The sequence below is a fragment of the Shewanella sp. 125m-7 genome, from assembly GCF_052977045.1.
In genome coordinates, this window is record NZ_JBRILQ010000034.1 from 1 (window position 1) to 12,462 (window position 12,462).

Here is a 12,462-nt window from a genome sequence, read left to right on the forward strand (position 1 = left end):
CTTTCACGGAGGTCACGGAGAAGATCGTAGAGCAAAAGATTAAAATGTTTGATGACGAGCCTTTTACTGTTGCTTTTCTTCTGCTGTTGCTTTTCTTCGTGTAGCGTAGCGCTCCGTGTCCTCCGTGGTGAATAGCTTATGTCCAAAAGTGAGTTTAAAGCTTCTTTAATCTTTAGCCATAATCGCAAAGCTAGATGAGCTGACTTAACTCCCAGAAAACACCTATTCCCCATCGAAGTTGCCGAAGTTCGTTGGAAACTCTTTATAAACCAGAGTTGCGTGATGCCGACATGAATGTCGGCGTAGCTTTCGCGGGGCTGGCCCTTCCTTGGCATCCATGCCATCACGGCATTTGTGAATCCATTCACATCAGATGCCCCATCGGAAGCGTTAGCTATTTATCCATAAGTGTGAGGCCCGTATCTAATGCATGTAACTTCGTCGGGGCGGCTCGGGTGATGCAAGAGGGGGAAGCTGTTGTCCCCCTTTTGCCCGAGTGTGAGCTGGAAGCTCACTAACTTTATCAAACGAAGCAAGCTGCAAGTACCAACAAACTTCTGTCCAAAAACGAGCTAGACCTTTAATCATAACTCTAAATGCCAAGGTTATGCTGTTCTAACCAAGTGTAGATACGGCCGTGACCGTCCATGACATGGACGTCATGGCCGAGCTTCCAGGGATGGACTCGCTGCGTGTCACGACAGTGTCTGCACATACGCTGGCCGCAGGCCATTGGAACCACTTTTGTTGGAATCAACTCTCAGCATAAAGATATATGGAGTCAGCATGGGCTTTGTTATCAAACGAAGTTTGATTGATTTGGCTTTAGATTTAGCTCAGCGGCAAGCGCCGACAAACTTTTGTCCACTAACGAGTTAGTGGCTTTAATCATAATTCTACATGCCAAAGATTATGCTGTTCTACCAAGTGTAGGTACGGCCATATATGGACTTGCAGCATGTCACGGAAGTATCTGCACATACGGTCGTTAACTCACGTCTATGTGAACACGACATTTGTACATCCATGTGCTGCACCTGCTGCAGGCAATTGGAACCACTGTTTGCGACCATAGCGAACAACATCAATAAAGCGCATTGGGCTACATGCTGTTATAATGGCAAACAGCAACACAGTTATCTGCGCCAATCTGCGCAAAATCGATAACTGCAATAAATAAATCAGACACCTAATTGAGACTCGCATGCCGTTTTCTAAGCTTGGATTAAGCACTCCCATCGTTAAAGCCGTTACTGAGCAAGGCTACACTAGCCCGACTCCGATTCAAGCTAAGACTATTCCCGTTATTTTAAGTCAGCGTAACCTGATTGCGGCAGCGCAAACCGGTACCGGTAAAACGGCTAGCTTTGTGCTGCCAATCTTAGAGATGCTAAGCCAAGCCGAGACTCAACGTAAAAAGCGTATTCGTGCGCTGATTTTAACCCCAACCCGCGAGCTTGCGGTGCAGGTTGAAGACAACATTCGCCAATATGGTAAGCACCTAACTCTAACCTCAATGGCCATGTACGGTGGCGTTGATTCAAAGCCGCAACGTCAGGGGTTAATTGATGGTGTCGATATCTTGGTTGCCACGCCGGGTCGTCTACTCGATATGTACACCCAGCGCGCGATTCATTTCGACGAGCTAGAAATCCTCGTGCTTGATGAAGCTGACAGAATGCTTGATATGGGCTTTATTGAAGACATCAATAAGATCATCGAAAAGCTGCCTGTAGATAGACAAACGCTGCTATTTTCAGCAACCCTATCTAGACAAGTCAAAGAGCTGGCAAGGGCTACGATTGATAGACCTATCGAAATTTCTGTCACTCATAACACTGACAACAAGCCTAAAATCGAACAGTGGTTAGTTACCGTTGATAAAGACAAAAAATCTGCGCTACTGAGCCATTTAATTCAAGAAAACAACTGGCAACAAGCGCTTATCTTTATCGAAACTAAGCAAGGTGCAGCTAAGCTCGTTAGCCAACTTGAAAAGCGCGGCATTGTTGCAGAATGCATTCATGGTGGTCGTAGCCAAGAAATTCGCGAGCAAATCCTTGCAGACTTTAAGTCTGGAAAAATAGGCTTATTGATTGCCACAGGTATTGCCGCCCGTGGTTTGGACATCGACGAACTTCCGCTAGTAATTAACTACGACTTGCCTTACCCAGCTGATGATTATATTCATCGAATTGGCCGAACAGGACGTGCTGGCGCCAGCGGCGAAGCGGTCGCCTTAGTATCTAAAGATGATTTCAAAAACCTATGCATGATTGAAAGCCGTTTAGGCCATTTGATTGAACGTAGAGAAATTGAAGGTTTTGCACCGAGAAAAGAAGTCCCTGTTTCTATTTTAAATTTCAAGCCTAAGAGCAAGCAAATCACCGACGCTGATAAAAAGACACCACCAAAGACTAGCGGATCGGATAAGACTAAGGCTAAAGAAAGCAGCAAGAGCACAAGCAAGGCCACTGATAACAACAGCAACAAATTGCCACCAAATCCTTGGAATCTGTAAAGCATTTAGTAAAAGTTATTGAGCAACAATCTCAATTACATTAATTGAGATTTTGCACGCTTGGTTCAACCTTAAACAGCTAACATGCCTATTTAAATGTTGCAGGCCTAGAATCTGCTAGTTAAAGATATCAGCACAAGCATAGAAGCTAGCAAGGTTGAAATAAAGAGGGTTTAGCAGAAGCTAAGCCCTACATTTATAATCCTCGCAATTAAACTTACATTCCCATCGCAGGTATAAAACTCCCCCATACCGAGCTCTCTATTAACACTCAGCATTTTTCCGTTAATACCCCTGAAATCATAACAACCAATCTATACTCTGTTATAAAGCCATTTTCATAAGTGATAACTTTTTGTTAACCTAGCAAATTCTTAAATCTTTACTCGATTCATCCTAGGAGCAACATGTTTGCATTTATGCAGAAGATCACCACAAGACAACGGCTATTACTCGCCGCTTTAACGTTAGTCAGTTTACTTTCTATCGGTGGATTTTTTGCTTTTACTCAGATGCAGACAACTCATTTAGCCACTGGCTCGATTATGGTGCTACCAATCAATATGGAATTAGGTAGCGCGGCAATAAATGGCGTAGAAAGCAGTGTTGAAGGCGTTATTGAAGATAGTATTAAAGAGAGTGTTGAAGAGAGTAAAAATGATGACTGGCAAGCCTATGCCCAGATGGAGCAAGTGATATTAGCGCTTGGCACCTCAGGCCAGTACCCTGTGTTACAGGCTGAAGATGTGATCTCTATGCTATCGCAAGCCTCAAGCTTTATTGGAGACCATCAAGCTATCGACCTTAATCGACTATTTACGATTTCTGGTAGTAGCCTCATTGTAGAAAGCTCAGTTGCATTTTTAGATAACCACTATCAGCTTGATTATCGTTTATTAAGCGCACAAAAAATTAGCACGGGATCGTTCAACGAGGTATCGCTACCCGCGTTACATCATGAATTAGCTCAGCGTGTGCAAGACTTTGCCAATCTCTCAGCAACGACCAATGATGTAGTCCAAGAAGCTTGGTTTAACGACCCATTACTCATCAATGCGCTCAAACAAATTCAATACGCCGAACTTGATGATGCACGCTCTAGCCTTAATCAACTGTTAGCAATATCACCCAATAATCTCGTTGCCATAAGACTATTAGCCGAGTTAATAATGGCTGAAACCGAGGGGCAAGACGATAACAATGCACAGCAAATATTAGCAAAGAGTAAGCGATGGCTTGAACGCGGGATCCTCTATGGAAGTGCAAACGCCAGTGAAAAGACTCATCCCAAGATAATAGCTAACTATCAACGTCAATTGGCTCGATTAAGGCTCGCATTAGCGCAAAACAAGCTTAAAAATGGTGAGTTAGAACTGGCGATTAGTGAGCTTTCTCAAGCTAGAATATTGGCTGCCAATGCCCAAGACTGGCTGTATTTAGGTTACATCTCTAATTGGTCAGGCTATATTTATCAGCGGCTTAATCGCTATCAACAGGCCCAAGCCCAGTATCAGTATTCGCTAGATTATCATCGCAAATCTGGCTACCCAGCAGGCCAAGTCATAGCACTGAATAATCAAGCAAAGTTGCAAGTACTGCAACACAACTATTCTCTCGCATATAAAACGATTCAACTATCTGTTGCTCTTGTGACCCAAAAGGAGTTGAGCCAACTTAGCGAACCTACGTTTAAGTTGCTCACCAAAATAGAAAATAAACTTCAGCGGACCCGCTAACTCATTTTAGGCAACAGCGATAGCTTTATGAAAAGCGTAATGAAAGCCTAGCCCCTGAGTTAGGATTCATTTGCCAAGAGGCTCGTCATGTCAACATCATGACCACAACCATGCCCCCGAATTCATTGTTATTGCCATTTTTAATATCCCCACCACGCCGAAAACGCCAACGTTTTCAGTAACGTCAAAACCCAAACTTGCTAACTCTTTGGCTATACGTGCGCTACTGGCTTTTTCTCGACAAGACAATTCAAGACTTTGGTGCAGATGCAGAGATAAGGCCGCGAGTTTAGGCAAAGCCTTAGTTGTAGCGCCTGCTAAATCTGTTGCATAACCTGCACGAGTTAAGCGATAGCCAATGATAAACACCAGCGAACAATCTTTAAGTAATGCTTTGATTTACTAGCATTATATTCAAGCACATCATCATCTTGTCGTTTAACCCCGTTAACACATTAAGCTAACATATTAAGCTAACACACAGATAAAACATGTAAACCGATTAACGCCAGCGGCCCAAGGTAGGAGCCATGCCGAGCTTAGCAGAGATGAATAATTAACAAACGTAACACCGGCTTACATTTGTTAAAAAATATAAGCCACAAGAACAATAAGTAGCCATTTGTTTTTGCTATAAAAAACATAAATGTGATCCACTTTAAAAATTTGTTTTTTAGTCCGATAAAGCCAGCAAATTAGCTCACTCTACAGGAGACCCTACTACCAATAGAGTATAAGATAGCGCCCGCTAAAGAGAATCATTCTCATTTTGTCGTAAAATAGTTAAGGTGCATCATGAATAAGCTCAAAGTTAGTCTACTAGCAATTGCTGTTAGTACTGTGCTCAATGCTCAGGCTCAAGAGGCCACAGTCGAGACTCCGTCAAACCAGCAAGCCAGTGCACAAATGCACGAGGTAATCGTTATTTCTGGCTCACGTATGGAGCAGAATATTGAGCAGGTTGCCGGTTCGATTGTGGTTCTTGATGAAGACGCTATCGAAAAAACGATGAGCAATGACTTTGGTAGCTTGTTTAGAAATGAATCCGCTATCGCCGTAAAAGGCGGTGCCGGTAAACCAACCTCTGTGACCATTCGTGGTATCGGTGGCAATCGTGTGATGATGGTAAAAGACGGTGTACGCGTTAACAACCAGTATGCCTCACCACTAGGCCCTGGTGCTGAAGGTACTGGCCGTGGTTTAACTGAAGTACAAAGTTTAAAGCAAGTTGAAGTCGTGAAAGCTGCCGCCTCAACCATGTATGGCTCAGATGCACTTGGCGGCGTGGTGGTAATGCGCACCAAAGATGCCAGCGACTACTTAATGGGCGATGACTATTATGTGTCGGTTAATGCGGGCTATGCGGGTATCAACAACGAATACAGTGCCGGCTTTACCAGTGCAGCAGCCTACGGTGACTTTGAAAATCTAATCACTTATCAGCACCGTAAAGGCGAAGAGCTACCTAACTACTTTGACACGCAGCCAGACAGTGATCTAGTGCAAGACAGTGTGCTGTTTAAGAGTAAGTACCACTTCAATGACTACACCTCTGTGCAGTTGACCTTAGATTATCTAGAGCAGACCCTTAAGCGCTGGCAGTACGACTTTGATAAAGACAATGCGCTTGAAGAAAATATCGATACCGACCGCGACACGCAAGTTATTAATGGTGCGCTGCAGTTAGTATCAAACAAGCCGACTAACATGCATGACACGCTGACGGTAACCGCCTATTTTGGCCAAACCGAACAGCTAGAGCATAGAGACTACTTTGAGTGGAATAAGGCTGAAACTGTTTATGGTTTGAGCGAAGTCCGCGATTACAGCTTTGAAGATCAGCGTATTGGTATTAACAGCACCTTTAGCAAGTATGTTGGCAGTGACAACTATGGTCATCAGATCACCTATGGTCTGGACTATGAGTTTTCAACCATGTCACGTCATCGCACGGTAAATAACGTAGTGACGGATGAGACAACTACGCCATTTACCTTTGCCACTACAGACAGTCAGCGTTTAGGTATTTTTGTACAGGATGACGTCACCCTGCTTGATGGCGATTTAAACTTGATCGCGGGTCTTCGTTATGACTATTTCCGCAATACCCCAGATCAACAGCAAGCCGTTGACGCTGGTAAAGATGCTGCTGACTTCCAAACCATGAGTGACAGCTTCTGGTCGCCTAAACTAGGCCTAGTCTATCAATTGTCAGACTCTGTTAGCGTTTATGGTCAGTACGCCTACGGCTACAAGATGCCAACCCCAGATCAAAAATGGGGTGAGTTAGAAGTCGATGCAGGCCCTATGACTGATGTGCTTATTCAGGCTAACTATGACTTAGAGTCTGAGCAGTCACATACTTGGGAAGTCGGTGTTCGCGGTAATCACAGTGACACTAACTATGAGCTAACCGCTTTCTACACGCTGGCTAAAGACTTTATTGACTGGCAGTATGTCAGCTTTAAACCACCAGTGTTTATTCCTGGGCTTCCGCCAGTGATGAAGCCAATGGAGTTTAAGTATCAGTACTACAACCGCGATGAAGTGATTCTGTATGGCGCTGAAGCTCAAATTAATCATTGGCTAACAGATAGCGTTGAGCTGTGGGGTAACATCTCTTACACCTATGGTGAAGATGAAAATGGCGACTACCTTAACAGTGTTAGCCCACTCAAGGGTAACGCGGGTGTAAACTGGTATACCGATATTGCCACTATGGAAGCCGATTTTGGTGCGGTAGTGCGCTGGGCGGATGATATGGACCGTACCAATGATATCGTGCTAGCTGAGGATGATATTTGTGCCATGGGCATGTGTATTCCTAAAGAGAAGTTTAATGAAGTCTACGGTACATCTGGTTATGCGGTAATGGACCTTACCTTTGGCTTAAGAATTAACGATAACTGGAAACTACGTGCTGGCGTTTATAACGTGTTTGACAAAGAGTATATCGATTACGCCGATGTTGCTGGTCAATCGGTATTCTTACTCGGTGCAAGTATGGACCTTGAAAAAGAAGACTTCACCCAGCCGGGTCGCTACTTCAACGTGAGTGTGAACTATCAGTTCTAACCCTTAGCTTGATGATATAGCACGTATAAAAAATGCAGCCTAGGCTGCATTTTTTGTGTCTATGGTCAGTGTTGCAGCTATTGGGTTGCTGCCATTAGTGAGCCTCCAGATAAACACGTCCGCCGTTGAAAATCGTCACCACGCGACTCCCCTTACGAATACTTAAGCAGGTTACTAAGCCATTATCTAAGGCAAATATCTAAGCCAAATATCTAAGCCATTGCCTCAGTTACCCCCTACTATCACCTAAGCTAGTCATCTAAGCTAACCCCCTAAGCTAATCCTCTAAGCTAACCCATTACACAAGTCATCTAAGTTAATCCACTCATCAGCCAGTAAACAGATAAGTTAACCGCCAACTCATCACTTAAATACACTGTCACTTAAATACGCTGTAAGTTTGAATGTTGAGTGACTTTTCTGATTAACAACAAACTAAGCAGCAGTAGCCAAGCAGCCGACAGGCTACCGCCATGGTAATCGTCATCAATGTAGATATCGTCTCTATCGCTACTCTCCAATGGCAGCGCATATAAGCTGTCAAAGTCATTCGAGCTCACGGTCGCCACAATATCGCCATAACCCACTTCATAAAGATCAATTAACACATCGTAATGATCGGTTCGGTAACCTGACTCCAGCGTGGTTAATACTTCAAAGTCATCATCGGTAGCATTGCCATAAATGCTAAAGATATCGGTGGTGTAATAATGCTCCCACGGCCCACCATTACGGCTCAAGTAAAGCTCTGCAAACACATCAGCGCGCTCATTGGCATAATACCCCTCAACATCGGCATCAAAGGTCACGCTAAAAGTCTGGTAAAAACCATCGTAATCATAATCGACAAACAATCGGCTATAGGCATCGTAGATATAAAAGTTACGGTAGATTCCGTTGGCAAATTGCTTCACCGAACCACTCTTTGCAAGGCTCTGCTGAGCCAGAGTCGCCTTATCCTGATGAGATTGTATGACTTGTTCACGGGTAAGCAGTTCACGAGTAAGCGGTTCACCGGTCAGCTTTTTAGCACTAGCCTCTCCTTTCGCATCATCGCTGGCCTGCAGATCCGCTTGCTTAACTCGCTGCTGTTCAAGCTTGCTGATTTGTAGCTCAGATAAGCTATTGGCGTCTTGGGCGGCTTGAGGGACTTGGTCGTCACCAGAAACGGTTTGTGCAACCGAGGTGCTTTTCGGCTGCGAAAGCAGGCTCATATCCGAACTGGCACTGGCAGCCAGTGTCACACTCATTGATAAGGTTAACAGGCCAATACTCGCCGCTCGCGCCAACATGCACTTTTGCTCACTTATTTGAGTTGTATGAGTTATATGAGCCTTATGATTTTGTTTTGTGTTCATCTTCACCTCGAAGTTCTTTCTTAATGAGGCCATTAGAGTCCACAGAGTGTGAACACAAGCTGAACGCTAAAATTGTCATTGGAGTTATTCTGTTTAACCAAAAGGCTACACCAAAGGGCGGAACTCACCACGGATCGCTACACTTTCACTAAGTGCACTGAGGTAAAGATGAAGAGCTTTACTGACCACGCAGTTGCTTTTTCTGCTGCTCTTCTCCGTGCTCTTCGTGTCCTCTGTGGTGAATAGCTTTTGCCTCAAGTGAGTTAGCCTTCGAATGAAGGGTCATTACATTAACTTTGTGTTGTTGCTATGGGATTGCCCGTTTGAACTTGAAGCTATGTAGCTATCAATCGCCTCCAGCGGGGCATGTGTAGATACTGCTGCGAGACGCTGCAAGTACAATCCCTGTAAGCTCTGCGATGACATCTGATGTGAATGGATTCACAAATGCCGCGGTGACATGGACGTCATAGAGCGGCCCTGTCATCGAAGCCCGCAGCCGTACCTACACTGGATAATTTTCTTCTCCGATTTAGGCTGTAGAGTTAGATTTCTGACTTAAAAATGCCCCAAAACGTGTTTACCTTCGAATGAAGGCTGATTACATTTTTTGTCTGAGCTGTGGCTACAGGGCTGCTAATTTGAAATTGTCGCTTTAGAGTTATCAAGCGCCTGCAGCGGGCGTATGTGCAGACACAGCCGTGACACGCTGCAAGTCCATCCTTGGAAGCTCGGCCATGACGTCCATGTCATGGACGGTCACGGCCGTATCTACACCGGATAATTGGTGCACTAATTTGGGCTATAGCGGTTTGTTGTCTAACACGGAAATGCCCCAAAATCATTTTCACGAATCAAAATGGTAAATGGCACAAGTAAAGCTTTGGCTATAGAAAAGCTAATGTGAAAGGTCTTGCGTACACCATAAGTTATGCCAGTCCTTTTTCTTTAAGCTCAATTCTTCTGATTCTACTTTCCTAGAACAAACCCAAATAACTGCAATCCTATACAGGTATAATGAACTTGATGAATTAGACTGGTTTATCGATGCTAGAAAGTAAAATAATTGCATCGATAAATTTTTAACATCTGAAATAGCATTTGCTTATCATACAGTTAGATTTCCGCTTTAAGCTTACAAGAGACCCGATAAATGTTCTGCATGACTTTGCGGGGAGAGTACATTCAACTTTTGTTAACATCAGCAAGATTAACCACTTTACATCAATGAGTTACGTTGCTAGTTTTGACGTGACTTAATAAAGAGCAGGGATTTAACCGAGACGCTGGATAATAAGCTGTTAGCTACATTCGACGTAATAGAATTAGGAAGTCATATTAGTTGTTAAAATTAAAGAGTAGAACGATACGTGATTGTATATCTCGTTTAGAAAAGATGGATCTAGGTGCGATTGAGCAACAAGAAGTTCAAAATGTAGTATCACGCTTAATTACAGGCTATCGAGCGCAGACACCGCAAAAATCTTCAGGGTTAGATATATTTAGAGCTCGTATTTGTGATAAACCCAATAGTGTTCAAGAGTGTAGCTACCCTTCCCCCCAATACGTTAAAGCCCTAGGCAGGGCAAATAAATCCGACCAATCTGTTTTCTATGGATCGAACTACCGTGGTGTTCCTCTTTTCGAATTACGCGGAAATGTTGGTGATAAGGTAGCTTTATCGCACTGGCGTACCAATAAACCTTTATTGCTAAACCATATAGGTTTCACGGAAGAGATTAGGACAAAACTGAATTGCAAACGAGATTTAGCTTCGATTTATAGTTTTGTTAAAAACACTAACAACTTCAGCGAGCTAAATGAAATGGTACATGAGTACCTTGGCTTTATGTTCTCAAAGCCTTTGGTTAGTGGCGAAGAACAGGATTATTATAAATTAACGTCTTGTATTGCAGAGCTAATGATGAAAGGCAACATCATTAATGGCTTAATGTATCCAACAAACCAAATGCTTGGTTATGCTGAAAACCTTATTCTGAAACCAGAATACGTAGATAGTTCATTGGACTTTGTTAATGTCGAATATGCCGAAATTGCTAGTTTTGATGACGGACAGTATACGTTAAATGTCCTAGATTCGGCTTCATCAGTTGTAGATGGAGAACTGCAATGGACAGGTCGCCCATTACAGTGGAAGCTTGGTCAGAAGGAAACCACGTATTCCTTTGTATTTGAATCAAGTGGAATATGGGTAGCCAAAGACATGCAGGGAAATATCATTGACCCCACCTAAATGTAGCTAACCAGCCCATCAAGACTGATTCGCAACGCTATCACGTTGGTTGCAAAAAACAAAAGGCGCAACAAATGTGACTGTATTGCTCACAATTTATGGGAACGTTAGGCTTATTAATTAACACGCAAATTCTATAGTTACTTACAGTTAACTCTTTACTACTTTTTAGGACGAATATGGACATTAAATTTATTAAACCTCTCGTGACTCTCGGTGTTCCAGGCGTAGCTCTTGGTATTTTTTACTTATTATTAAAATCTCTTAATTTTGAGTTTTCTTCTGTTTCTCCTACATGGACTGCTGTTATCGTTATTTTGTTTTTACTAATTGTGGGAGGCGTTGTGTTATTCGCTTTACATCGTTGGTCTCCAAATCAATTTAAAGATTCACCGAAGGAGCCAAACAAAAATGAAAGCAAAGAAACTGAAGAACATGAGAAAGAATTTGAATTTGTAGTTGGCGAAGAACGAATTACTTTTCAAGAAAAGATGACTAGCCTTAAAAAGGACGTGGTGAAAATTTTTGCTCACACTCATCAGCTTGGAGTAGCAGCTGAATACCAATGGATAAACCATAAATATCCAAATGCAGAGAGGAAAATGCAATATTTATCGACATTGGAGATGCTAACAAAAGACAAAATGGAAAAAGAAATTTACTTTGACGTTGTCAAAATTCAACTGACAGATGGACGTGTAAAAGAAATATACTTTGATATTAGTGAGTTTGTTCATCATGGAATGGGATCTTCAATGAATGATGGTGACACATATATGGCCGAAAAATTGAAAAGTCTATATTCATAATCTCCACGGCAATAACTGAGACATATATGGACGCTCCCGGTTAGTCAAGACAGTACTTCGGTAACCGAGGCTTTTTTGCCTTAGTTTCTGGTTTTCTCTTGGCTCCTAATTTGTGGGGTCAGTGTAAACATTATTTGCGCACCATACATTTCCTAATCCCACGAGCCAGCTTTAGACCCTTTGACTAAATGGTTTTTGTCCAAAAATGAGTTAAACGAAGCCCTCCGTGGTTGTGATCACCAAGCGAATTAGAGAAGCAAATTCGATGAGATGAATGCTGAGGTGTTAATACGGCAGTGACCTTCGGCAGCAGGGAAGCTGTCGTAGAGGCTATAGGGACACTTCTTACGAAATCAAAAGCCGCGCCGAGTCACTGAAGTGTTCGCACATTCAGCAACAGGCTATAAATCTAATGAAACAGAAAATCTAGAACAGGCATAACTCTTTCAAAGCACGAATCTCACCACGAAGCGCTTCGCTTTCACAGAGGTCACGGAGAAGAGCGTAAAGAAAAAGATCTAAATGTTGGATGCCAGTCTTTTACTGTTGTTATTGTTCTAGCAGTTGCTTTTCTTCGTGTAGCGTAGCGCTCCGTGTCCTTCGTGGTGAATAGCTTTTGTCCAAAAATGAGTTGAACGAAGCCCTCCGCGGTTGTGATCACCAAGCGAATTAGAGAAGCAAATTCGATGAGATGAATGCTGAGGTGTGA

The 12,462-nt window shown here is 43.1% G+C and carries 9 protein-coding genes; 5 read left to right on the top strand and 4 right to left on the bottom strand.

Annotated features, from left to right (window positions below; all coding sequences use genetic code 11):
• Positions 1-592: 592 nt before the first annotated feature.
• Positions 593-715, bottom strand: a complete 123-nt coding sequence (locus tag ACVBIL_RS14950; RefSeq protein ID WP_447167768.1) for a hypothetical protein — start codon at positions 713-715, stop codon at positions 593-595.
• Positions 716-1,204: 489 nt separating this feature from the next.
• Here ACVBIL_RS14950 and ACVBIL_RS14955 point away from each other — a divergent pair, with 489 nt between their 5' ends.
• On the top strand, positions 1,205-2,521 hold the full coding sequence (locus tag ACVBIL_RS14955; protein WP_447167769.1) for a DEAD/DEAH box helicase: 1,317 nt from the start codon (positions 1,205-1,207) through the stop codon (positions 2,519-2,521).
• Positions 2,522-2,928: 407 nt separating this feature from the next.
• Positions 2,929-4,257 carry a hypothetical protein gene (locus ACVBIL_RS14960; RefSeq protein ID WP_447167770.1) on the top strand — a complete coding sequence of 443 codons (1,329 nt, stop codon included), beginning with the start codon at positions 2,929-2,931 and terminating at the stop codon, positions 4,255-4,257.
• Between the two features lie 96 nt (positions 4,258-4,353).
• Here the strand turns inward: ACVBIL_RS14960 and ACVBIL_RS14965 are convergent, their stop codons facing one another.
• Positions 4,354-4,626, bottom strand: a complete 273-nt coding sequence (locus ACVBIL_RS14965; protein ID WP_447167771.1) for a hypothetical protein — start codon at positions 4,624-4,626, stop codon at positions 4,354-4,356.
• Positions 4,627-5,052: 426 nt separating this feature from the next.
• Between ACVBIL_RS14965 and ACVBIL_RS14970 the strand changes: the two genes are divergently transcribed.
• On the top strand, positions 5,053-7,332 hold the full coding sequence (locus ACVBIL_RS14970; protein ID WP_447167772.1) for a TonB-dependent hemoglobin/transferrin/lactoferrin family receptor: 2,280 nt from the start codon (positions 5,053-5,055) through the stop codon (positions 7,330-7,332).
• A gap of 383 nt (positions 7,333-7,715) precedes the next feature.
• On the opposite strand, the gene ACVBIL_RS14975 is transcribed toward ACVBIL_RS14970, so the two are convergent.
• Together ACVBIL_RS14975 and ACVBIL_RS14980 are read right to left on the bottom strand one after the other, a co-directional pair.
• The gene (locus ACVBIL_RS14975) at positions 7,716-8,690 is read right to left on the bottom strand and encodes a choice-of-anchor H family protein (RefSeq protein ID WP_447167773.1); all 975 of its coding nucleotides are present in this window, start codon (positions 8,688-8,690) and stop codon (positions 7,716-7,718) included.
• Between the two features lie 346 nt (positions 8,691-9,036).
• The gene (locus tag ACVBIL_RS14980) at positions 9,037-9,177 is read right to left on the bottom strand and encodes a hypothetical protein (protein ID WP_447167774.1); all 141 of its coding nucleotides are present in this window, start codon (positions 9,175-9,177) and stop codon (positions 9,037-9,039) included.
• An 855-nt stretch (positions 9,178-10,032) separates the two neighbouring features.
• Between ACVBIL_RS14980 and ACVBIL_RS14985 the strand changes: the two genes are divergently transcribed.
• Complete coding sequence (locus ACVBIL_RS14985) at positions 10,033-10,944, top strand: hypothetical protein (protein WP_447167775.1); 912 nt, start codon at positions 10,033-10,035, stop codon at positions 10,942-10,944.
• A gap of 179 nt (positions 10,945-11,123) precedes the next feature.
• Positions 11,124-11,753, top strand: a complete 630-nt coding sequence (locus ACVBIL_RS14990) for a hypothetical protein (RefSeq protein ID WP_447167776.1) — start codon at positions 11,124-11,126, stop codon at positions 11,751-11,753.
• The last annotated feature ends 709 nt before the right edge of the window (positions 11,754-12,462 follow it).

Excerpts from the sequence above, each read along its gene's own strand:
- ACVBIL_RS14950 (WP_447167768.1), bottom strand. The coding sequence starts at position 715 with ATGTGCAGACACTGTCGTGACACGCAGCGAGTCCATCCCTGGAAGCTC.
- ACVBIL_RS14955 (WP_447167769.1), top strand. The coding sequence starts at position 1,205 with ATGCCGTTTTCTAAGCTTGGATTAAGCACTCCCATCGTTAAAGCCGTT.
- ACVBIL_RS14960 (WP_447167770.1), top strand. The coding sequence starts at position 2,929 with ATGTTTGCATTTATGCAGAAGATCACCACAAGACAACGGCTATTACTC.
- ACVBIL_RS14970 (WP_447167772.1), top strand. The coding sequence starts at position 5,053 with ATGAATAAGCTCAAAGTTAGTCTACTAGCAATTGCTGTTAGTACTGTG.
- ACVBIL_RS14975 (WP_447167773.1), bottom strand. The coding sequence starts at position 8,690 with ATGAACACAAAACAAAATCATAAGGCTCATATAACTCATACAACTCAA.
- ACVBIL_RS14980 (WP_447167774.1), bottom strand. The coding sequence starts at position 9,177 with ATGACAGGGCCGCTCTATGACGTCCATGTCACCGCGGCATTTGTGAAT.
- ACVBIL_RS14990 (WP_447167776.1), top strand. The coding sequence starts at position 11,124 with ATGGACATTAAATTTATTAAACCTCTCGTGACTCTCGGTGTTCCAGGC.